This window comes from Paenibacillus hodogayensis (genome assembly GCF_039536325.1).
GTDB lineage: Bacteria > Bacillota > Bacilli > Paenibacillales > NBRC-103111 > Paenibacillus_AB > Paenibacillus_AB hodogayensis.
On sequence record NZ_BAAAYO010000013.1, the window covers coordinates 179,553 to 201,195 of the forward strand.

At 56.8% G+C, this 21,643-nt stretch carries 19 protein-coding genes; 7 read left to right on the forward strand and 12 right to left on the reverse strand.

Going from position 1 to position 21,643, the window contains the following annotated elements; genetic code table 11:
* Positions 1–347: 347 nt before the first annotated feature.
* Positions 348–1,568 carry a cation:proton antiporter gene (locus ABD796_RS27010; protein WP_344914125.1) on the reverse strand — a complete coding sequence of 407 codons (1,221 nt, stop codon included), beginning with the start codon at positions 1,566–1,568 and terminating at the stop codon, positions 348–350.
* Positions 1,569–1,571: 3 nt separating this feature from the next.
* Positions 1,572–2,081: a cation:proton antiporter regulatory subunit gene (locus ABD796_RS27015; protein ID WP_344914128.1), complete on the reverse strand. Its 510-nt coding sequence runs from the start codon at positions 2,079–2,081 to the stop codon at positions 1,572–1,574.
* A 264-nt stretch (positions 2,082–2,345) separates the two neighbouring features.
* Here ABD796_RS27015 and ABD796_RS27020 point away from each other — a divergent pair, with 264 nt between their 5' ends.
* Positions 2,346–3,008: a PadR family transcriptional regulator gene (locus ABD796_RS27020; protein WP_344914132.1), complete on the forward strand. Its 663-nt coding sequence runs from the start codon at positions 2,346–2,348 to the stop codon at positions 3,006–3,008.
* Complete coding sequence (locus ABD796_RS27025) at positions 3,008–4,867, forward strand: ABC transporter ATP-binding protein (RefSeq protein ID WP_344914135.1); 1,860 nt, start codon at positions 3,008–3,010, stop codon at positions 4,865–4,867. The genes ABD796_RS27020 and ABD796_RS27025 overlap by 1 nt, the downstream gene beginning before the upstream one ends.
* Before the next feature lie 125 nt (positions 4,868–4,992).
* Here ABD796_RS27025 and ABD796_RS27030 read toward each other — a convergent pair whose 3' ends face one another.
* Positions 4,993–5,874, reverse strand: coding sequence for a LysR family transcriptional regulator (locus ABD796_RS27030; RefSeq protein WP_344914138.1), 882 nt, complete (start codon positions 5,872–5,874; stop codon positions 4,993–4,995).
* 125 nt (positions 5,875–5,999) lie between these two features.
* Here ABD796_RS27030 and ABD796_RS27035 point away from each other — a divergent pair, with 125 nt between their 5' ends.
* A complete protein-coding gene (locus tag ABD796_RS27035) occupies positions 6,000–7,097 on the forward strand; it encodes a YeiH family protein (protein ID WP_344914141.1) in 1,098 nt (365 codons plus the stop codon).
* Between the two features lie 71 nt (positions 7,098–7,168).
* Here ABD796_RS27035 and ABD796_RS27040 read toward each other — a convergent pair whose 3' ends face one another.
* From ABD796_RS27040 to ABD796_RS27050, 3 genes are all read right to left on the reverse strand, one after another.
* On the reverse strand, positions 7,169–8,347 hold the full coding sequence (locus ABD796_RS27040) for an NAD(P)/FAD-dependent oxidoreductase (protein ID WP_344914146.1): 1,179 nt from the start codon (positions 8,345–8,347) through the stop codon (positions 7,169–7,171).
* Positions 8,348–8,386: 39 nt separating this feature from the next.
* Positions 8,387–8,809: a DUF1641 domain-containing protein gene (locus ABD796_RS27045; protein WP_344914151.1), complete on the reverse strand. Its 423-nt coding sequence runs from the start codon at positions 8,807–8,809 to the stop codon at positions 8,387–8,389.
* A 627-nt stretch (positions 8,810–9,436) separates the two neighbouring features.
* A complete protein-coding gene (locus ABD796_RS27050; protein WP_344914154.1) occupies positions 9,437–11,836 on the reverse strand; it encodes an ATP-dependent DNA helicase in 2,400 nt (799 codons plus the stop codon).
* 152 nt (positions 11,837–11,988) lie between these two features.
* Here ABD796_RS27050 and ABD796_RS27055 point away from each other — a divergent pair, with 152 nt between their 5' ends.
* The 3 genes from ABD796_RS27055 (at position 11,989) to ABD796_RS27065 (ending at position 14,661) form a co-directional block, all read left to right on the forward strand.
* Positions 11,989–13,353 carry a TrkH family potassium uptake protein gene (locus ABD796_RS27055; RefSeq protein WP_344914157.1) on the forward strand — a complete coding sequence of 455 codons (1,365 nt, stop codon included), beginning with the start codon at positions 11,989–11,991 and terminating at the stop codon, positions 13,351–13,353.
* A gap of 180 nt (positions 13,354–13,533) precedes the next feature.
* Positions 13,534–14,139, forward strand: coding sequence for a TetR/AcrR family transcriptional regulator (locus ABD796_RS27060; protein ID WP_344914160.1), 606 nt, complete (start codon positions 13,534–13,536; stop codon positions 14,137–14,139).
* A gap of 87 nt (positions 14,140–14,226) precedes the next feature.
* Positions 14,227–14,661 carry a DoxX family protein gene (locus tag ABD796_RS27065; RefSeq protein ID WP_344914163.1) on the forward strand — a complete coding sequence of 145 codons (435 nt, stop codon included), beginning with the start codon at positions 14,227–14,229 and terminating at the stop codon, positions 14,659–14,661.
* A gap of 144 nt (positions 14,662–14,805) precedes the next feature.
* On the opposite strand, the gene ABD796_RS27070 is transcribed toward ABD796_RS27065, so the two are convergent.
* The 5 genes from ABD796_RS27070 to ABD796_RS27090 all read right to left on the reverse strand — a co-directional run bounded on the left by ABD796_RS27070 (position 14,806) and on the right by ABD796_RS27090 (position 19,798).
* Positions 14,806–15,609 carry a polysaccharide deacetylase family protein gene (locus tag ABD796_RS27070; protein WP_344914166.1) on the reverse strand — a complete coding sequence of 268 codons (804 nt, stop codon included), beginning with the start codon at positions 15,607–15,609 and terminating at the stop codon, positions 14,806–14,808.
* Positions 15,610–15,729: 120 nt separating this feature from the next.
* A complete protein-coding gene (gene aguB / locus ABD796_RS27075; RefSeq protein WP_344914169.1) occupies positions 15,730–16,605 on the reverse strand; it encodes an N-carbamoylputrescine amidase in 876 nt (291 codons plus the stop codon).
* Between the two features lie 101 nt (positions 16,606–16,706).
* Complete coding sequence (locus ABD796_RS27080; RefSeq protein ID WP_344914172.1) at positions 16,707–17,735, reverse strand: agmatine deiminase family protein; 1,029 nt, start codon at positions 17,733–17,735, stop codon at positions 16,707–16,709.
* A 111-nt stretch (positions 17,736–17,846) separates the two neighbouring features.
* Entirely contained in the window at positions 17,847–19,082 is a 1,236-nt protein-coding gene (locus ABD796_RS27085) for a M16 family metallopeptidase (protein WP_344914175.1), read from the reverse strand.
* Between the two features lie 170 nt (positions 19,083–19,252).
* Positions 19,253–19,798: an NADPH-dependent FMN reductase gene (locus ABD796_RS27090; RefSeq protein WP_344914178.1), complete on the reverse strand. Its 546-nt coding sequence runs from the start codon at positions 19,796–19,798 to the stop codon at positions 19,253–19,255.
* Between the two features lie 179 nt (positions 19,799–19,977).
* Here ABD796_RS27090 and ABD796_RS27095 point away from each other — a divergent pair, with 179 nt between their 5' ends.
* A complete protein-coding gene (locus ABD796_RS27095; protein ID WP_344914181.1) occupies positions 19,978–20,799 on the forward strand; it encodes a class I SAM-dependent methyltransferase in 822 nt (273 codons plus the stop codon).
* 87 nt (positions 20,800–20,886) lie between these two features.
* Here the strand turns inward: ABD796_RS27095 and ABD796_RS27100 are convergent, their stop codons facing one another.
* Positions 20,887–21,528, reverse strand: coding sequence for an NAD(P)-dependent oxidoreductase (locus ABD796_RS27100; RefSeq protein WP_344914184.1), 642 nt, complete (start codon positions 21,526–21,528; stop codon positions 20,887–20,889).
* Positions 21,529–21,643: the final 115 nt, after the last annotated feature.

Sequence of the window (21,643 nt, forward strand, 5' to 3'; positions counted from 1 at the left end):
CCATTCTTGTTTTACTGTTGGTATACGCATTTTGGGTTCATATTATTTCTCATTTTTTAAAATACCGCTCCGGCATGAGCTGCACACATTGGACGAGGTGAAAGGCATAGGCAGAAAATAACGGAGCGTCGATGACTGCTCGGGTCCTTTCGCGCCGATACGGATTATCTAGACAGACACGCTCTTCGAAGCGTTAATCAATTGAAACAAAAAGCAAAAATCTCGCCAAATAAAGCGAGATTTTTGCTGAAATGGGATTTACATGTATAATAATTTTCCATGTTTTCAATTCCTGAAGGAACCCGGCCTCACTAAGCCGCTCAGCGCTGCTAGCATAGCGCTAATATTCACTTAGGGCCGTACTCCTGTCTGTTCTTCTTGCGCCCGATCCGAAACCATTTTGTAAACAACCTCTCGATGGAACCGGATTCCTTCGTTAGAAGCGGACCCAATACGGCTAGGATCAGCACGTACAAGACGGCAAACGACTGGATGGCGGGCATAAGTCCTCCCGCTTTTCCGATATTCGCCATGATGATCGAAAATTCTCCCCTGGAAACGAGAGTAAGTCCTATATTCAACGAAAGCTTCCGGGGAAGGCCGGACAGACGGCCTGCGATCATGCCCGCAGCCAGGTTCCCGACGAGCGTCAGGACGACGGCCAGCAGCGTCATGCCTACCGCGCCGCCCAACGTGGAAGGCTCGATGGTCAACCCGAAGCCGAAGAAGAAGATCGCTCCGAAAAAATCGCGAAAAGGCATAACCTGCTGCTCAATTCGCTTCACGTGTTTCGATTCCCCCAGAACCAAGCCGATCATCAGCGCACCGATCGCCTCGGCGACATGAAGCGTCTCCGAAAATCCCGCTACGAGGAACAGCAGCGTCATGACCATGAGCAGAAATAATTCGGTCGAAGACACGCCCAGAGGAATATCGATATACCTTATAATTTTCCTACCGATATACAAGAACAGGAAAATAAACAAAAAAGCCGTTAACGAAACGAGCAAGATGCTCGCGAAGGAGGAGGCTCCGCTCAAGATCAAACCGGTCAGAATGGAAATGTGCACCGCAATGAACAAATCGTCAAACATGATCATGCCCATGATGATCTCGGTTTCCTTGTTGGCGCTCCTCTTCAAATCGATTAGAACCTTGGCTACGATGGCGGTCGAGGAACTTGTCATAATTCCGCAGACGACCAGCGTTTCTTTCAGCGGAAGACCCATGAACCAGCCAAGCAACAATCCGGATAGGAAATTAAGTCCCACGTAGAACGTTCCACCGATGAGAATTCCTTTTCCGGATTTGAGCAAGCGCTTGACGGAGAATTCGAGACCCAAATAGAACAAGAGAAAGATAATGCCCAAGCGGCCCATGAAATCGATAAAGCCGGAGCTTTCGATAAACCTCAAATCGATGATCCAGAAATGCGGAGCATGCGGGCCGACGGCCATTCCAATCAGAATATAGAACGGAATGACCGAGAGTTTAAGCTTTTTGGACAGGAAACCGGTGAGGGTAATCAAAGCCACAGCCAGGCCGACCTCAAAGATAAGCATATCCATATCCTAGAGGCTCCCGTTCGTCAATAACTTGCGCAGTTCCTTCAAGTGCATTCGTTCGCCGGTGACGACCAGGGTCGAGCCGGAGGCAATGACATATTCCGGGCCGGGATTAATCTGTTTGCTGTGATCTTTCTCGATGGCGGCAATGATGATCGCCCCGGCCGTTTGTCGAATGTCCAAATCGGCAATACGCTGCCCGATGCTTTTCCACTGGGGTTCCACGCAGATCCATTCAATGACGAGCTGGTCGAGCACCATCTCTTGAGTTTCAATCTGCTTGGGCTTGTAAGTGATGCCGGCCAGAATAGCCGATATTGCGCGGGCTTCCTCGTCATCCAGCGAGGCCATGGAGAGCATTTCATCCGGGGATTCGGGATTCATCTGAAACAATTCTCGCCTCTCGTCGTTGTGGACGACGATGACGATATGATTCCCTCCCTTCGTAACCAGACTGAATTTGCGGCCGATGCCGGGCAAAATCGACTCCATAAAATGATGGTCACTATGGCTCATAGTAAATATTACCTCCTACCTGCTCATTTCCTTGTCTGATAAAGGTTGCAAACGATCCTGCCATGCCTTTTTCCTCCCCATAGTAATAAAATCACCCTCGTATAAGGGCTACCCCTATTCTAACACACTTGCTAAGAGCGCCCCGTCCAATTAAACGGAAGGATAAGAACGTTCTATAACACAATGAATTTTTTTAATAACGATATATATCGTTTACAACTTATATCGATATATCGTATTATGTTGGAAAAGGAGTGATTGCGGATGAAACATGGAAACCGGGAGGGCCCGGGAAGACGCGGAGAGCACTGCCGCCCCGGAGGGGGCTGGGAGCACGGAGACTGGGGCGGTTCGGGAAGGCGCTTTTTCGGCCGCGGTTATATGAAGTTCGCTCTGTTGGAGCTGCTGGAAAAGGAGCCGATGCATGGCTACCAGATGATGAAGGCGCTTGAAGAAAAATCGGACGGCCACTATACGCCGAGCGCCGGGTCGATCTACCCGACGCTGCAAATGCTGGACGATCGCGGCTGGATCGAATCCGACGAAGCGGAGGGCAAGAAAATATACCGCCCGACCAAGGCCGGACTCGAGGGACTGGAGGAATGGCGCTTACGGGAGCGCAAGCCCCGCGGGTCGTTCCCTACGGATGGGCAGTCCGCCCCCTCCGCTCGGGAGAAACGGCTGGCCGACGGCTTCGAGCTGATCCGCCTGCTGACGAAGGCGGAAAGAAGGGCAGCCTTCGATCCTGCTTATGCGGAACGGGTGCAGCGTTTTGTGGACGACTCCCTGCGCCAGTTACGGGAGCTGCTGCGCGACCGGCACGAAGAGGGCGACCGAGACGGCCGGAAGGGCGAAGAGCGGCGGGGCGGGACGATGGAAGAACCCGGCGAACTGCGAGACGACCGGCAAGAGGAGCGTGATCCGTAATGGAGCGATGGGCGCAAGGAAGCGGATTGGCCGGCGGACGCGGCGGACCGGGCGGACGATTCGGCGCGGGGGCGGACAAACCGGAGCGGAAGCTGAAGGATCATACGGTTCGCGAGATGTACAAGAGGATGTTTCTGCATGTGAAAGGACGCTGGGTGATCATGCTGCTCGCGCTTGGCTGTCTGATCGCCAACTCGCTGCTGGAATTCGTCATTCCGCAGTTGACAAGGTATACGATCGACACGGCCATTCCGGGTCATCAATACAGCGCCTTGCCCTGGATAGCCGGAGGCGTGCTCGGAACCGCCGTATTGCTTGGCATATTCGGCTACCTGAGCAGCGTATCGCTCGCATCTGTGGGCCAGCGCGCTATTTATGACATCCGCAACGATCTGTACCGGCATTTGCAAAGCCTCGATATGGCGTTTTTCGACCGCAACCGGACCGGGGATCTGATGTCACGGGTCACGAGCGACGTCGGCATGCTTCAACAGCTTGTCTCCTCCGGCATGATGCAGATTGCCACCGATCTGTTTACCTTTACGGCGATCGCGCTGTATATGCTGTACGTCGACTGGCAGCTGACGCTTCTCCTGTTGGCTACCTTTCCGCTCATGATCTGGACGACGCGCAAGTTCAGCAAGCGTATCCGCTCGTCGTTCAAGACCGTGCAGCAGTCGGTCGCGGAAGTGAGCAACCATTTGCAAGACACGCTGTCCGGCATCCGCGTCATCAAATCGTTCGCTAGCGAGGAGTACGAATCCGAACGCTTCGCCGTCCGCAGCGAGACGAATATGAATGCCAACCTAAAAACGGTGAAGCTGCGCGCCGTTTACGAACCGATTATCGATATACTGAACTATCTCGGCATGGTGGCCGTGCTCGTATTCGGCGCCTGGCAGACGATGCGCGGAGACTTGACGGTGGGTGCGATCGTGGCCTTTCTCGCTTATCTCCGGCTGCTGCAAAACCCAATTCGCCATTTCAGCCGTATCCTCAACACGATCCAGCAGTCGGCCGCCGCTTACGAGCGAATCGTCGAGGTACTGGAGACGAAGCCGGACGTTACGGAAAAGCCGGACGCCGTCAAGCTGCCTCCGCTTCGGGGACACATCGTGTTTGAGGACGTCGGCTTCTCCTATCGCGACGACGTACCGGTGCTGCGCGATTTTAATCTGGAATTCAAACCCGGGCAGATCGTCGCTCTGGTCGGACCTTCGGGAGCCGGAAAATCGACGGTCGCCCATCTAGTCGCCCGTTTCTACGACCCTCAGCAAGGCCGGATTACGATTGACGGCTATTCCTTAAAGGATATTGCCGCCAAGTCGCTGCGCGAGCAAATGGGCGTCGTGTCCCAGGACATCGTGCTGTTCAACGGCACGGTTCGGGACAATATTATGTACGGCAAGCCGGGCGCGACTGACGAGGAGATTGCAGCCGCGGCAAAAGCGGCCAACGCTCACGAGTTCATCTCCGCCTTCCCGAAAGGCTATGATTCGGAAATCGGCGAGCGCGGCGTCAAGCTGTCCGGCGGGCAAAAGCAGCGTCTGTCTATTGCCCGGGCAATTTTGAAAAACCCGCGCCTCATCGTGTTGGACGAAGCGACAGCCGCGCTCGACACCGAATCCGAGCAGCTGATTCAGGAGGCGCTGGGACGGCTTCTCGTCGGCCGTACTTGCCTGGTCATCGCTCACCGTTTGTCCACGATCCAGACCGCCGACCTTATCGTCGTGCTCGATCAAGGCAAAATTACCGAAAGCGGGACGCATGCCGAGCTGATGGAGCTGGGCGGCAAATACCGCCGTCTGTACGATATGCAGTTTCCGCAGGAGACGAACGCAACCGAAGCGGACCAATGACCCGTGGACATACTGTCTCGCATCAGACAGCGTTTCCCCCGAATGTCGGCGGGCAGACGAGTTAGTAAAATGGATAAACAGGCCGCTCTCTATAACCGGGCGGCCTTTCACTTGGACTCTATTCTTCAATCCGTTGTTTCGAGCAGCAGCTCGCGAAAAACGACAGAAGCCCGGGTATGGAACGGAGTGTCCCGCGCGACGACGGAAAATCTGCGGCTGACGGGCAGTCCTTCCACATCCAGCACAACCATCGAGCCGAGGGCAATTTCTTTGCGTATCGCCCAGCGGGACAGCAGCGTGATACCGAGACCGGCCTCGACCGACTCCTTGATCAGCTGCGTGCTGCCGAACTCCATCAGCCGCCGGGGCTTCCGGCCGAACCGGTCGAACATCGCCTCGGTCGCTTCCCTCGTTCCCGAGCCTGACTCCCGGACGATCCACGGTTCTTCCGTCAGCTCGGCGAATCTTACCCTCTCCTTGGCGGCCAGCCGGTGATCGGCAAACGCCGCGATGTACATCTGATCGTCGGCAAACGGTTCGACGTGCAGCTTCTCGTGCCGGAACTCCCCTTCGACGACCCCGATCTCCAAATCGCCTGCGGCCACCCCCTCGGATATTTGCCGCGTGTTGCCGATGGCAATCTCCGGGCGGATCAGCGGAAACTTCGCTTGCAGCCGGGCGATAACGCCGGGCAGCACGTATTCCCCGAACGTATAGCTGGCGCCGATCGCCAACGTTCCGCTGGCCTGGTTCATCAGGTCGTCGACCAAATCGCTCATGCGCGCATACAAGCCGACAATTTCCTTGGCATGGTGGTAAATAATCTCCCCCGCCTTGTTCAGCCTCACCCGCTTGCCGCCGCGCTCGAGCAGCCTCGTTCCATACGTCCGCTCTAGCGTTTGCACGTATTGGCTGACGGCCGGCTGGGTCATATGCAGCTCCTCTGCGGCGCGGGTAAAGCTTTGCTTGTCGGCTACCGTAATAAAGACGAGCAGCGCCTGATCCATCGGTGTTCCCCCCTTTTTTATCATAAGTAATTACTTATGCTTTTCATTGTAAACTATTATTTTATTTATCTCCAGTTTGGCAGTATGCTGAGGAGGCAACCGGAACTGAACTGGAGGGGAAACCCATGTATACACGCTCGGCACGCTCCACACGCTCGACTGACGCAGCTCAAACTGCGCATTCATCGGGTCCTATACACGAAAGCAAGGGATGGCTTGATTTTATCCTGAAACGTACCGGCCCGTTCGGCTCCCGGATAGCCGGCATCGTCTTCACACTGGCGGTGGCGCTGACCGGCTGGGCAATCGCGCAGCTTCCCGGCCTCGGCCGCATAGGCCCGCTGGCTTGCGCCATCCTGATCGCCGTCGCGTACCGGCATTTCCTGGGCTACCCGGAGCGGCTGCGGCCCGGCATCCAATTCGCCTCGAAAACGCTGCTAAGGCTCGCCATCGTCCTGTACGGATTGAAGCTGAACATCGCCGTCGTTGTCCAGGACGGCCCCGGACTGCTGATCCGAGACGCCGCTACGGTCGCGTTCGCCATTGCCGTCACTGTCTGGCTCGGCAAACGGTTCAAGGCCGATCCGGCGATTACGCTGCTGCTTGGCATCGGCACGGGCATATGCGGTGCGGCGGCGATTGCTGCCGTCTCGCCCGTCTTGGGCGCGAAGGACGAAGATACGGCGATCGGAGCCGGGACGATCGCACTGGCCGGCACCGTTTTCGCTGTCGGCTATACGCTGCTCCGTCCGTTTCTGCCGCTCGCCGACGTCGATTACGGCGCATGGTCGGGGCTCAGCCTGCACGAGATCGCCCACGTAGCGCTGGCTGCGGCACCCGCCGGGCCGGACGCGCTGGCCACCGGCTTGCTGGTCAAACTCGGACGCGTGCTTCTGCTCGTCCCGGTCTGTCTGCTGCTGCTCGCCTGGAAGAAGAGGAGCGGCACCGCTCAGCCGGACGCCCGCGTATCCTTCCCTTGGTTTCTGCTCGGCTTTATCGGCATGAGCCTGCTCGGCAGCTTTGTGCTCGGCGAGCGTATACCGGTCCCGGAACGATTCCCGGACGTTCTGGCAACCGTTACGACGCTGCTCTTGTCGATGGCGATGGTCGGACTAGGTCTGAACGTCAATCTGCAACAGCTGCGCACGAAGGCGCTGCGCCCGCTGCTGTCCATGACGCTGGCGTCCGTGCTGCTTTCGGCTTTGACCTATTTCTCCCTATGATTTTTATCCGGAATAAGAACAGGGCGCCTTCGCTAATGCGAGGGCGCCCTGTTCCTGTATCGGTATGGATATTAGTAAGCCAGCGAGAATACCCCTTTAATGTGGGACAAGTAGCGGATATTGCTCGCTTCTTTCATGAACGTAGCCGGGAAGCCTTTCAGCTTCGTTTTGTTGCCGCCGATCGTGCCGATCGCGTCCTTGCGGCCAAGGCTCGCAAGCGTACCGGAGAATACCGGCTCGAACGAATCCATCTTCGCACCGTTGAAGTAAGCGAAGATGTTGTAGCCGGCCAGTTCGCCCATTTGCCAAGCCAGCTGAGCCGTTGGCGGGAACGGACGACCTTCCGGACTCATAACGACGGCGCTGTCGCCGGCGAGGAATACGTCCGGATGCGACGTCGATTGCAGGTTTTCCGTAACGGTAGCGCGGCCGCGGTTAACTTCGATGCCGCAGTTCGCTACAACCGAGTTGCCTTGAACGCCGCCGGTCCAGACGAGCGTGCTCGTCTCGATCGAGCTGCCGTCTTTCAACGACACGGTCGTTGCTTGCATTTCCGTAATCGCTACGCCGGTCAGGAACGTAACGCCGCGGTTGGACAAGCTCGTTTGCGCGCGCTCGATCAGGTCAGGAGCAAAGCCCATCAGGATCGAAGGAGCGGCTTCGACGCAGTACAGCGATACTTCGCTGTTGTCCACGCCGTATTTGCGACAAAGACCCGGAAGCATGTCGGCGAACTCGCCGACCAGCTCGATGCCGGTCAAGCCGCCGCCGCCAACCACGAACGTGATGTCCGCTTTGTTGCCGGTTTGGCTGTAAGCTTGTACGCGGGACTCGACGTGAGCGCGCAGCTTGTTGGCATCGTTGACCGATTTCAGGATGAAGCTGTGCTCCTGCAGTCCCGGGATGCCGAAGAACGCGGTTTCGCTGCCGAGTGCGACGACGAGCGCGTCATATTTCAAGTAAGCGCCGGTAGCGAGCTTGACCGTCTTCTGATCAGGCGTGATCTCCAGCACGGTGTCGATCATCAGGTTGATTTGCTTGCCGCGCAGCAGCTTCTCGAGCGGGAGCGCTACGGCTTGTTCCGCCAGGTTGCCTGCCGCCAGACGGTGCAGCTCGGTAATGATTTGGTGGGTCGGAAAACGGTTCACGACCGTGATGGTCGCTTCCTCGGCAGTCATATGACTGCGAGCGCTCAATGCGGCCAGCAAGCCGCCGTAGCCGCCACCCAGTATTACGATTTGCTTAGACATACGGATCCTCCGTTCTGATTTCGGCGTTGCGTGTAGCGATTAGCCTTGTTTCTTGCGCTCTCCGAGCACTTCCAGGAACGCTTGCGCGTAACGGAGCGATTGCTGCACTTGCGGGTCTTTCAACATTTTGAGCAGCCCGAACAATCCGATCGTCGCGGACTCGGCTTGCGAACGGTCATTGGCCTCGATCGCTGCGGATGCAATTCCTTTGGCCTTCTCCGTGATCGGCTTGACGATCTCGTCCATGCCGCCCTTCAGATCTTCGATCAGTACGCGGTCGGTCGTTACGCTTTGAACGAAATCGTAAGCTTGCGTCATAAGCGTAACCATTTCTGCCAGCTTCGGCATGTTTTCGACAAGAACCGTCAGCGATTGCTGCACCTCGGGTTTCATCAATTGGTCGAGTACATCTTCCCGTGCAGCCGGAGCCAGAACCGCTTCTTGCGTAGTTGTTTCTGACATTAGTAAACGTCCTCCTTTGCGTGAAATAGAAGCCCGCCGAGTATCCCGATACCTGTTCAAGCAAGCAAGACGTACGTCTTCTTCCCACCATCTTTACAAATGCACAAAAGCGAGAAACAAGCTTGCGAATAACCGATAGTTGTTCCATTTTTCACAAGCACGACCTGATTGCGCACAGCGCATCAGGTCGCATGAATCGGTTATTCGGGAATAGATGTACGCGTCTTCCGTTATCCAAGAGCAGGGACAGGTTCGATACGAACCCTATATGCTCTCTATTATACCCCCCAACTGAAAAATAGGGAAAAATCAATTTTTGACATTTGTGAACATTTGGTGACATTAGCGGCCTGTCTTCGGGCATATTGTCCCGCTATGGCAATATTCCGTCCTTTTTCGCCAACTTTAGCCAAGAACGGAACCGATTCAACAAATTTCTTTCCGGCTTCGGCGTCTCACGGACGTCTTGGCGGGATGACGGCGCGCGAATGGTTCGATCTGGCCGACATGCATTTCCGTCACCATCTCCGGCAGCAGCTGGAACTGGAAGCAGCAGTAGGCGTACGTCCGCCGGACGGACCGTAACCCCAAGCGGCCTCCTTTTCCATAACAGCGGCTTCACTGGCTTCAACCCAGGGTTGTCCGGTCCATGACGGTCACCGGCTTCCATTCCTCCGGCAGCAGCGCCTCATAGTCGGGCCAGGCGAACCGGTCATCGGCCAGCACCAGAATGCCGTGGTCCTGCTCGGTACGAATGAGGCGGCCGCCGGCTTGCAGCACCTTGTTCATGCCGGGAAATTTATAAGCGTAGTCAAACCCGTTCTTGCCCGCTTCGTCGTAGTAGCGCCGGATAACGTCCCGCTCGCCTCCGAATTGAGGCAAGCCCACCCCGACGACGACAACGCCGGTCAACCGGTTGCCGGTCAGGTCGATCCCTTCCGCGAAAACGCCGCCCATAACCGCGAAGGCGAGCAGCGGTCGCTCGGCATCTTCCCGAAACGCGGCAAGAAACGAATCGCGCTCGTCTTCCGTCATGCCGCTTTGCTGCACCCGCACATCCCCACCGTTCCAGGGCGTCTCCGCAAACTGCTCGTACACGGCATTCATATATTCGTACGAAGGAAAAAACACGAGCATATTGCCGGGGCGTTCCGCAATGACTCTCCGCAGCATGGCCGCAATCGGCGTCTTCGACCGTTCGCGGTCGCGGTAACGGGTAGAGACGGGAAGCAGCAGCACATCGAGCTGCTCCTTGCGAAACGGCGACGGAATCGCCATCGCATAGTCCTCTCCATCTCCCCCAAGCGTATCGCGGTAATAGGACAAAGGAGTGAGCGTAGCCGAGAAAAACAGCTGCGACCGGTACCCTTTGCCCGCCTGCCTGAGCATCTCCGACGGATCGACGCATAGCAGCTTGACCCGCACGTCGCTGCGCTCCAGTTCCGCGTAGACCGCGTAACGTTCATTAAAATAACCGGCAACGCGGATATACGCCTGTGCGGCATAATAAGCATCAGTCAGCACCAGGCGGTAAGACGTCTCCCCCGCCCTCGTAAGCTCCGCTTCGGCTTGAACGACGAACGCCTCCAGCAGCGGCGGCAGCGACTCCGGAGCCCGCTCCAGGATAATTGCGTCCCCGCCGGTCATGCCCGTCGCTTTGCGAAGCGCGATAAACGCGTCATTGATCGCTTTTACTGCCGCATACAGGGCGGGGTTCGCCTCTCGGGTTTGCCGCTTCAACTCGAGGAATGGGGCTTTGGCCAGTACGGCCGAGTACATCTCCCTCGCCCGGTCGACCAGATTATGCGCTTCGTCCGCCAGTATGGCCGTTTGACGCTTCTGTTCCTCCAGCAGCCGTTTTAACGAAATGCGCGGATCGTACACGTAGTTGTAGTCGCAGATGACCGCATCGGCCGCGTAAGCGGCATCGAGCGAAAACTCGAACGGGCAGACGCGATGCTTGCGAGCATACGCCTCCACCACCTCGCGGGTCACGGCCGTCTCCGCCGACCACAGATCGGCCAGGGCGCCATTGATTCGGTCGTAGTAGCCGTCCGCGAATGGGCACGCCTCTTTATCGCAGCGAACTTCTTCCTGAAAACATACTTTTTCCTTGGCCGTCAGCGTAACCGAACGCAGGCAAAGTCCTTGGCCGCGCATCAGGCCAAGCGTCTCTTCCGCAGCCGTCCGCGTCGTCGTCTTGGCCGTAATATAGAAAAAACGTCTCAGCACGCCTTCTCCGATCGCCTTGACGGCGGGAAACAGCGTCGATATCGTCTTACCCGTCCCGGTTGGCGCCCGCGCGAACAACCTCTTCTTGTCTACCATCGATTTGTATGCGGCACCGGCAAGCTTGCGCTGTCCTTGCCTATAGCCGGAGAACGGAAACGCAAGCGCCTTAATGCTTTGCTCCCTCCGCCCCGCATGCGCCAGCTGCTGCCGGGCATACGGGTCGTACGCCTCCAGCACCTCCAGCACGAATCGCTCGAGCTCTTGGAAGGAATACGTCCGCTCAAACCGCTTGATTTCCTCCGTCGTACGCTGCACGTACGTGAGACGGACTCGGATCGAATTCAGCGATTCCGCCTTCGCATACAAGTAAGCGTAGCATTTGGCCTGCGCCCAGTGCACCGGGTACGTCTGCTCTCCGATCGGCTCCAGACTTCCCCCCGTAGACTTGATCTCTTCAAGGATAACTGCAGCGGCGGGAGGCGCGTCTCCGGCCACGAGCTCCCGAACGGCTTCGCGGGCCTCCGGCTCTCTGCCAGCTTCGCTTTCCTCCGTCTGCGTTCCGAATAGCAGGCCGTCGCAGCGGCCGTCGATCCGGTATAGGATTTCCCCCAGCGCAAGCTCGCCCTGCACGTATACTTCCATACGATCGGCTTCGCCATAGTTCCGCTGTATGGCGCGGTGGGCTTTCGCTCCCTCCGTCAGCGCCTCGCCGGTACGGAAGCCGCTCTCGATATGGCCGCTCCGGTACACGTGCTCCACCAACGGCCTTACCGCTATTTCCACGATTTCGGGCATAAGCCTCACCCGCCCCCAGATAAGTTGATTTCAGCATCCGGACAAAACATTTGTTCCCCTCTCCACTATACCACACCTCGGTCTCCCGTCTTTACAATTGGGGAAAGGAGCTATAGAATAGATCGCAAATCCTTATGCCGGGGGCCTTAATCATGCTTGGTCCATTCCAAAAAAGATTGAAACGGTTTCGGCCGAATCCTCCTCAGGTGCTGGCATTCGGCTTTATGATCATGATCGCCGTCGGGTCCGTCCTGCTTTCCTTGCCAGTTTCGTCCGCGAACGGTGTCGGATTGCCCTATATCGATGCGCTTTTCATGGCGACTTCGGCAACGTGCGTGACGGGCTTGTCCTTTTTCAATATCGGGGGCCATTTCTCCACCTTCGGCCAACTGGTGCTCCTGCTTCTCGTGCAGATCGGCGGTCTCGGCTTCATGACGGTGGCCACGCTGGCCGCGCTCGTATTCCGCAGACGCATCTCGTTCCGGGAGCGGCTGATTCTTCAGGAAGCGATGAACCAGTCGAACACGGAGGGGATCGTCCGGCTAATCCGCAAAGTACTGCTATACGCGCTTATTATCGAGGCGATCGGGGCGTTGGTTTTGGCGGTTCGCTGGATGTTCGAGATGCCCTGGGGGCAGGCGCTCTATTTCGGATTGTTTCACAGCATATCGATATTCAACAACGCCGGCTTCGACTTGTTCGGGATGTTCCCGGAGCGTGCGAGCAGCCTCATGCATTATGTCGACGACCCGATCGTCAACGCGGTCACGATGGGGCTCATCGTTCTGGGCGGAATCGGCTTCATCGTCATCTCCGATCTGCTCCAATATCGGCAGCACAAAAAGCTGACGCTGCACAGCAAAGTCGTGCTGACCGTATCAGGCGGGCTGATCGTGATCGGAACACTGGTCATTTTCCTGTTCGAGCTGACGAATCCGCAGACGCTTCAGCCGTTGTCGCCGATCGGCAAGGTGTTCAGCTCAATGTTCCAGTCCGTCACCGCCCGTTCCGCCGGTTTGAGCACGCTGGACACCGCCGACCTGCGGCAGGCGACGCAATTTTTTATCCTGCTGCTGATGTTCATCGGAGCGGCGCCAGGCTCCTCGGGCGGCGGGATCAAGGTCACGACGTTCGCCATCCTGATCGGAGCGATGGTCGCCATGGTGCGCGGCAAGGAAGACATCGTCCTGTTCCGCCATCGGATTGCCAAGGACCGCATATACAAGGCGATTACGTTTACGCTGCTGTCCTTCTTCCTGATCGTGCTGGCCGCCATGATCTTATCCACGACGGAGGAGTTTCCGTTCCTCGGCATTTTGTTCGAAGTGACCTCCGCCTACGGCACGGCCGGCATGTCGATGGGCTTGACGGCCCAACTGACAACATTCGGCAAAATCGTCATCATTCTGATGATGTTCATCGGACGGCTCGGCCCGGTTACGCTGGCGTTTACCTTGACGCCCAAAACCGAGAAGGAGCTATTCCGGTATCCGGAGGGCAAAATCACGATCGGGTAGCGAAGGGTTATCCGTTCTTGTACAAGGAAAAGAGGGCGTACGATACGACCGCGGAAAGAAGCGTCGTATACGTACGCCCTTATTGCGATCAGCCATTCGTAATGACCCAAGATTCGACAATTTTCATTTACAAACCAATGGTCGGTTTATATAATAGAGTGGAAAGGAGTTGAGCGGATCATGAAGCAAGAGGAACGACGTCAGCAAACGCTGCAACTGCTTCTGAGTACGGTCAAGGAGCTGATTCACGAAAAGGGCTGCGATGAGGTCAAGATGAGCGATATTATGGAACGCTCCGGCTTGTCCAAAGGCGCTATCTTTCATTACGTGAAGACGAAGGACGAGCTGTTCGCGCTTATTTTGCAGGAGAGGCTGGACGATATCGACGCCCGGTTCAACGAGCGGGTCGATCAAGAGGAAGAGAGGGAGTTCCAAGGACCTTTGAAGGAAATTACAAGAAAGCTCTCCGCCCTCGACGATTCGGAAGAAACGACCAATCAGATCATTTTGTATTTGTTGGGCAAAAGCTCCCAGCCGGTCGTCGCGGCCGCGCTGCGCGACTTTCACGAAAGCTCGTTTCAACTGGCCCGTCAATGGATCGTTACCGGGCAAAACCACGGCGTCATTCCGGCGGCGATCGATGCGGACCGGACAGCCGAGCTGTTCATTCTCGTTTCGCACGGCCTGCGTATGCGAACGGCGATCCAGGCCGGCACCCCGTCGTTCACGTCCGACGATTTTGCCGCTTTCTTGGCGCATACGCTGAATCCTCCCGCTTCGTCGTGAGGAAGGCTAGGCCAGTGCCTGTATACGAACGCAAAATCCGCCCAAAACCGCTTCAATTCGTGTAAAAAGAGGGAGGAAGCAGTCGAAATGGCTCCATTCTTCGTGCTATTATCCGTATTTTTCTTGCTGCGCCTGTCCGGCTTAGCCGGCTGGGACTACATGAACGACTCGCACGCCGCTCTGCAGGGAGCGGTAGCGGCCATGCTGCTGCTGACCGCGTCCGCCCATTGGGGCAAGCGACGGCCCGACCTGATTCGCATGGTGCCGCCGGCTCTGCCGAAGCCGGAGCTGATCGTCACCATTACGGGCGTGCTGGAACTCGCCGGAGCGGTCGGAATCTTGATCAGGCCTTTGTCATTCGCTGCATCGCTATGTCTCGCGCTGCTGCTTCTCGCGATGTTCCCGGCCAACATACGAGCAGCCCGGGAGAAGCTGACCATCTTGGGCCGGCCGACTCCGGGGCTGCTCGTGCGCTCCGTGTTGCAGGTTGTATTTATTGCCGCTGTCCTTTTGGCGGGATGACCGGCCAGCCGCGCGCGATCGGGAGCGATCGCGCGCTAGAGCCAGGTCCCGAATTGAACTGACGGCCTGACCCGGCTCGGAGCCGAGACTGACCCAATCCGGAGTAAGCCAGTGTATCCAAAAATGCGCATTCCTTTGCTGACTCTAAGAGAATAGCACGGTCTGGCAGCCGCCCTTCGCCTCTACCGTCTTTCCGCCCACATCAAGCCATACCGAGCCGTAGGACGGGTTATAGACAATGTCCATCGAGGCGGAGAAGCGCAGCAGACGGTAAGCCTTCAAGTAATCCACGATATCTATATTGGTCGCGTACCAGATGTCGTCCCGTCCGCCAATCGACTGGCAGAACCGTTCGATCAAATCCCAGTTTTCTTTCTGATCGAATTCGTAGCTGTGCCCCCATACGTACATCATATAGACATATTGCCTCTTGTCCGCTTTTTTAAACACTTCGGCCAACTCCAGCAGATTGCCGTTATGGTGACAAGTCGGGTTCCACTCCAAGAAATCGTCCGGCATGCGGAAATCGCCGTGACTGTTAACGGTTCTGGCGTACTCGATGCCGAGATACGGCAGCATCTCTTTGATTTGCTGATTGAAGGAACCGTTCGGGTAAGAAAATCCCCGAACCGGGTAGCCGACCGCGCGCTCGAGCGCTTTCCGGTCCCCAGCCACCTCCTCCACGATCTGCTCCTTCGAGCAGCGCGCGATCGTGGGGTGGTTCATCGTGTGCGCAGCAACCTCGTGGCCCTTGTACAGCTCGGCGAATTCCTCCAGCGGAAGCCGGCCGGGGCGCCCGGCGAGACCCGAATTCAGGTGAAACGTTCCTTTAACCCCGTACTCGTTAAATAGGTTGACCAGCCGCTTGTCGGCTGTCACCCCGTCATCATAGCTCATCGTGAGCACTTTATGTTTCCCTTCGGGAAACACCATCAGTACATTCGGCACGTTTTCCAATCCCCCGTCTCATGGTCACTGACCTACCGCTTCCATTCCGGGCCTCTCCTGTTCACTCCCTTGCATAGGGAGCTTTCTCCTGATAGCCGCATCCGGGCCCATTCCTTGCCGTTATATCTTCGTTTCTCCGTCATAGGTGGAAATAACCTTGTACAAATCCGGCCGGCGGTCGCGGAAAATACCCCATTCGATCCGCTGTGTCTCCAGCTGATCGAGATCGAATTCGGCGACAAGCACCTCCTGCTCCGTACGGCCCGCTTCGGCGACTTTGTTGCCCTGAGGCCCGGCGATAAACGACGAACCGTAGAAATGGATCGTCGAGTCCTCGTCCCCTTCTTCCCCGATCCGGTTGGAGGCGATGACCGGCATCAGATTATGCGCGGCATGACCGAGCATGCACATTTGCCAGTGATCTTTAGAATCGATCGCGCTATCCTGCGGCTCCGAGCCGATCGCCGTCGGGTAGAACAGCAGCTCCGCGCCCATCAGCGCCATACAGCGCGCGGCTTCCGGGTACCACTGGTCCCAGCAGACGCCTACGCCGATTTTGGCATAGCGCGTATTCCACACCTTGAAGCCGGTATCTCCGGGATTGAAGTAAAACTTCTCCTCGTAGCCGGGGCCGTCGGGAATGTGGCTTTTGCGGTACTTGCCCAACACTTCGCCGTCGGCATCGATAACCGCCAGCGAATTGTAGCGGGCATAATTTTTTTTCTCATAGAAGCTGATCGGCAAGACGACCTTCAGTTCCTTGGCTACGCCGCGAAAATGATGAACCGCCTTGTTATGCTCCAATTCCGTCGCATACACGTAATAATCCGCTTTTTCCTTCTGGCAAAAATACGGCGTCTCGAACAGTTCCTGCAGCAGGATGATCTGCGCCCCCTGAGCTGCGGCTTGTCTCACCAGCGCGTCCGCCTTGGCGATATTTTCCTCGATATTGCCGGAGCAGCTCATCTGCGTCGCGGCTACCTTGACGGTTCTCATGTCTCCCATTCTCCTCTCCTGCTTGTACAAAGTCTCACCCTATAACGGCGCGGAAAGCTCTTCTATAAGTTCGGATGATCGGCTGCCAGCCAACGGTCCTTTTATCGGCGCGCCGGCATTTGTTGGGTCGTGCAGTGAACGTTGCCGCCCTCGCGGATAATGGCCATGCCGTCCACCGTGCGGATGCGCCGTTCGGGAAAGGCCGCTTTAAGCGCTTCGGCCGCCAGCTTGTCGGTACGCTCCGCCGCTCCGCCGAACACCGGCAGAATAATGCCGCCGTTGACAAAATAAAAGTTCAGGTAGCTCAGCGTCAGCCGGCTCTCTTCATAGGTCGCCAGCGGAGGCTGCTCGATCGCAATGATCTCCAGCTTCCTTCCGCGGGCGTCCGTCGTTTGCTCAAGCAGCTGCAAATTGCGCTGCGTAATCGCATAGTTTTCGTCCTCGGGGTCGTTGCACACTTGCAGAATCACTTTGCCCGGGGCGGCGAAGCAGGCGATATTGTCCACGTGCCCGTCCGTCTCGTCCCCGCTCAGTCCGCGCTCCAGCCAAACGATGCGGCTTACGTTCAAAAACCGCTTCAGCTCTACCTCGATCTGTTCGCGGGTCATATCCGGATTGCGGTTCTCGTTCAGCAGACATTCCTCGGTCGTCAGCAGCGTGCCTTCCCCGTCTACGTGAATCGAACCGCCCTCCATGACCAAGGGGGCGTCGAAGCGGCGTACGCCAAACTGCTCCAGCAGGTGCGGCGCTACGGCGTCATCGAGGTCCCAAGGAGCGTATTTGCCGCCCCAAGCGTTGAACTTCCAGTTCACGCCGGCCACTTCGCCATCTGCGCCGACGACGAAGGTGGGGCCGTTGTCGCGGAACCAGGCATCGTTATGAGCGATCGCCAGCACCTCGACATTCGCTTCAACGAAACGGCTCTTCACCTGCCCGGCATCGTCCGGATTGGCAATGACGGTTACCGGCTCGAATTCGGCAATCGCTTTGACAATCTGCTCATAGCCTGCGCATACTAGCTCATACTGCTCCGGATAAACCATCGAGGACCGGATCGGCCACGAAATGAACGTCCGCTCGTGCTCCGCCCATTCGGCAGGCATCGTATACTGCAATTGTTGTGGATACATGAAACGGGTATCTCCCTTTGTAGGTTTTTTCTTTTAGACCATCATATACGAAAAACGCCGATACCTCAACGCGCGGCAAAAAGCCGCCAGGCCGCCCTCCGCCCTCGGGCTTCAGACGGTTTCCTGCGGCTCGCGCCCGACCTGGACGAACAGCATCCGGTCGGCGGCCAAGTACGTGCGGGCAAAATCGAGCACCGCTTCGTCCGTGACGCCGCGAATGCGTTCGGCGAAGTAACGCGGGTCGGTCTGAAGGCCGTACAGCTCTTTGGCTGCCAAGTTGGCATGCACGGCCTCCGGTTTGTCCTGGGCGATCAGATGCCGTCCGGTTATGGCGTTTCGGGCCCGGGCGAGCTCCTCGGCCGACACGCGCTCCCGGCCCAGCCGTTCGAGCTCGGCGACAATGATCGACTTGGCTTCCTCCAGCCGGGACGGGTCGGTCGCTACGTAACCGGTAATGAAGCCTTCCGTCACCATCGGATTGAGTGAAGCCCAAACTTCGTAGGCCAGCCCTTTCTCGCCGCGCACGTTTCTCCACAGCCGCGAAGCTTGCCCGCCTCCCAGCAGATGCATCGCGACTATACCGGCATATTTCGCCTCGTCGTACGAATCCGGTCCGTACAGCCCCCAGTACAGCTGCGCCTGCCGGATATCCCGCGTCTCGCGGACGACCCGGCCTCCCAGCTCCTCCTGCCGGAGCTTGGCGAGGGGAGCCGCGGGCCCGCCGCCGGACGGGATGCCAAGCGTCTCCAACAGCGCGACCAGCTCGTCGTGCCGCACATGTCCGGTAGCCACGAGAACGATGTTGCCCGCCCCGTAATACTCGCGATGAAAGCGCAGCAGGTCGTCGCGAGTAATGCCCGACACGCTTTCTTCCGTACCGAGGTTGCTGGCCCGCTCCGGATGCTTCGCACGCAGCAGCCGGGTCAGCGTGCGCCCTCCATGCTCGCGCGGATTGTCACGGGCGCGATGTATTTCCTCCAGCACGACCTTCTTCTCCAGCTCCAGCTCCTGATCCGGAATGATCGAGTGAAACACCATATCGGTCAGCAGCTTCAGGCCATCCTGCCACCTATCGTAAGGGGTATAGGCGTAATAGCGGGTTCTGTCCGTATTCGTGCCGGCTCCCAGATGCCCGCCGTACTCTTCAATCGCGAAGGAAATCTGCTCCTTCGTCCGGGTACCGGTTCCCTTGAACAACATATGCTCCAGCAGATGGGCGATACCGTACGGATAGTGCTCCTCGTGATGGCCCCCGGCTCTGACCCAATAGCATAGCAGCGTCGAGGACGCTTGCTCCTGATGCTCGCTGACGACGGTAAGCCCGTTGTCCAGTACCGTTTTGTTCATCCCGTTTCCTCCCGCAAAGCCGTCTTGTCGTGCCTCTTCTTACAGAAGATTCGCTCCGCGCGGGAAACATTCCTGTTTTCACTGGCAAACGCATGTACATAATGAAAAAAAGCGGAAACTTTCATTCCCTCTTCCGGAATGAAAGTTTTCGCCCCTTCTGTGTCCCGCGATTAACGGGACAGGCTTCCAACCCAAGCTACAAAATTGTTGACGACCGAATCGAGGAAGCTTGCCGTTGGCTCATGCGTCAAATTGCCCGAGGCATCGATCTTCTCGTGAACGGAGCCGACGTATACTTCATTGCCCGGCAGCAGCGGGGAGGAGATGCCGAGCGAGAACAAGATTTCGCGCAAATGGAGCTGTGCCTTGACGGTACCAAGAGCGCCCATAGAAGCGCCGACGATCCAGGAAGGCTTTCCGTTCATGACGCGATCCACGCGAGACAGCCAGTCGATCGCATTGCCGAGCACGCCCGGAATCGTTCCGTTGTATTCCGGAGTCACCCACAGAACCGCATCGGCGTCAGCCACTTTGGCTTTAAATTGTTTCACTTCTTCCGAAGGCTCGTTCTCAATATCTTGATCGTATATGGGAAGGCCGCGCAGGCTCAAAATTTCCAGATCGAAACGGTCCTTGTAACGGTCTTGAATATATTGGGCAAGCTTGAGATTATAAGAATCTTTGCGGATACTGCCGACGATGGCTACCACTTTCACGATGATTCCCTCCACATTTTCGTTTTTGTATAGTTGCATTACTTTCTTAGCTAACTATATTTTAGTTAGTTGATTCCGAAAAGTCAACCCTGCTGATTATATTTTTCCCGTTTAGCAGGGTTTCCTCCTTCTGCTATAGAAACAGATTTAAGATTCCCATAACGAACGGAGGAACGCTCATGATACCCGAAGGCAATTTGCGCAGCAATATCGACCGGTTTTTGGGCTTTGAACAGTTATACGACCGGTTTCGCCCCGAAGCTCCTCCCCAAGTTGTCGATCTGCTGACCCGTTACTTGTCCGGCAAGCCCGCTCTCGTGGTGGATCTCGGATGCGGTACGGGTTTATCTACGTTCGCCTGGAAGGACGACGCGGAGCGGATTATCGGCGTAGAGCCCAATCCGGATATGATCGGCAAAGCAAAGGCCAAGCAAGCGGCTATGGACAATACCGGCCACATGTCGTTTATTCAGGGGTATTCCAATGAGATCGCCATACCGGACGGTTCCGCCCAAATCGTAACCTGCTCCCAATCGTTCCATTGGATGGAGCCGGTCAGTACGCTTAGAGAAGTATCGCGGATACTTGCCGACGGGGGGATCTTCGCCGCTTACGACTGCGATTGGCCGCCTACCGTCCATTGGTCGATTGAGGACGCGTACAACCGGCTGCTCGCCAAATCCGACGCCCTGCTGAGCCGTTTGGCAAGCCCCGACGAGCAGGCGATCAAGCGGGACAAGGAGCAGCATCTACAGCAGCTAAGACATAGCGGCCTGTTTCGGTATACAAAGGAAATCGTGTTCCACAACGTCGAGCAGGGCGACGCCGAGCGATTCGTCGGTCTGGCCGTCAGCCAGGGCGGGCTGCAAACCGTATTGAAGCTCGGGTCCGCCGAGTTGGATGAAGACATTGCCGCTTTCCGACGCAGCGCCGAGAACTATTTTGCCGGACGGACACTGGAGTTCATATTCAGCTACCGGATGCGGCTGGGGATCAAATAAGTCGAAAAACGCAACAGACCGGACTGCGGAGCCATCGGCCCTCGCACGTCCGGTCTGTTTTGTACGGGAATCAATCGGTTTTAACGGTCATTCCGCTTCGGAGACGACGGTAAACCGTTCGTTCGCATGCTGCGGCTTCTCGATCTCATCCACAAGAGCGATCGCGTAATCCGCGTAGCTTACATAGCTGTTGCCCTGGGCGTTCACAAGCAGCCGATTGCCGCCTTTCCGATATGTACCCGTTCGTTTGCCGTCCGGGTCGAAAAAAGCGGAAGGACTAAGGAACGTCCAGTTGATTCCTTCGGACCGTTGTAAATCCTCCAGATTTTTAGTCTGATTGGAAGCCACTGCATAATAGGCTTTCGGAAATTCCGTGGTATCAAGCAAACGGATCGTTTCCGCCTCATCCACGAACAAGCTTCCCGCTCCGCCTACCACGATCAGACGGGTATTCGGCGCGCCTTGCAGCGCTGCGATCAGCGATCGGCCGGCTTCTCCATGAAGATGCTCCTGACCCGGCGCCGTGCCGAACGCGTTGACAATCACATCGTAAGGGCGCAAATCTTCGCTCTGAAGCTGAAAAATGTCTTTCTCGACAGCCGGAATTCCCAACTCGCCGAGCTTGCCCGCATCGCGTACAAGCGCCGTAACGGTATGGCCTCTGTCGGCCGCTTCCTTGGCGATCCGTTTACCCGCTTTTCCGCTAGCTCCTATGATGGCAATATTCAATGCTCTAGCTCCCTCCGAAGGCAATTTGGGTTGCCTTGAATGTTAATTTGTAATGTAACAATTATAGTTACAACTTGATGCAAAAGTCAATCCTGTTGTCCGTTTTCTTTTTTGG

Bases quoted from the DNA above. Each gene is read 5' to 3' on its own strand.
- ABD796_RS27010 (WP_344914125.1), bottom strand. From the start codon at position 1,568: ATGGATATGCTTATCTTTGAGGTCGGCCTGGCTGTGGCTTTGATTACC.
- ABD796_RS27015 (WP_344914128.1), bottom strand. From the start codon at position 2,081: ATGAGCCATAGTGACCATCATTTTATGGAGTCGATTTTGCCCGGCATC.
- ABD796_RS27020 (WP_344914132.1), top strand. From the start codon at position 2,346: ATGAAACATGGAAACCGGGAGGGCCCGGGAAGACGCGGAGAGCACTGC.
- ABD796_RS27025 (WP_344914135.1), top strand. From the start codon at position 3,008: ATGGAGCGATGGGCGCAAGGAAGCGGATTGGCCGGCGGACGCGGCGGA.
- ABD796_RS27030 (WP_344914138.1), bottom strand. From the start codon at position 5,874: ATGGATCAGGCGCTGCTCGTCTTTATTACGGTAGCCGACAAGCAAAGC.
- ABD796_RS27035 (WP_344914141.1), top strand. From the start codon at position 6,000: ATGTATACACGCTCGGCACGCTCCACACGCTCGACTGACGCAGCTCAA.
- ABD796_RS27040 (WP_344914146.1), bottom strand. From the start codon at position 8,347: ATGTCTAAGCAAATCGTAATACTGGGTGGCGGCTACGGCGGCTTGCTG.
- ABD796_RS27045 (WP_344914151.1), bottom strand. From the start codon at position 8,809: ATGTCAGAAACAACTACGCAAGAAGCGGTTCTGGCTCCGGCTGCACGG.
- ABD796_RS27050 (WP_344914154.1), bottom strand. From the start codon at position 11,836: ATGCCCGAAATCGTGGAAATAGCGGTAAGGCCGTTGGTGGAGCACGTG.
- ABD796_RS27055 (WP_344914157.1), top strand. From the start codon at position 11,989: ATGCTTGGTCCATTCCAAAAAAGATTGAAACGGTTTCGGCCGAATCCT.
- ABD796_RS27060 (WP_344914160.1), top strand. From the start codon at position 13,534: ATGAAGCAAGAGGAACGACGTCAGCAAACGCTGCAACTGCTTCTGAGT.
- ABD796_RS27065 (WP_344914163.1), top strand. From the start codon at position 14,227: ATGGCTCCATTCTTCGTGCTATTATCCGTATTTTTCTTGCTGCGCCTG.
- aguB (WP_344914169.1), bottom strand. From the start codon at position 16,605: ATGAGAACCGTCAAGGTAGCCGCGACGCAGATGAGCTGCTCCGGCAAT.
- ABD796_RS27080 (WP_344914172.1), bottom strand. From the start codon at position 17,735: ATGTATCCACAACAATTGCAGTATACGATGCCTGCCGAATGGGCGGAG.
- ABD796_RS27085 (WP_344914175.1), bottom strand. From the start codon at position 19,082: ATGAACAAAACGGTACTGGACAACGGGCTTACCGTCGTCAGCGAGCAT.
- ABD796_RS27095 (WP_344914181.1), top strand. From the start codon at position 19,978: ATGATACCCGAAGGCAATTTGCGCAGCAATATCGACCGGTTTTTGGGC.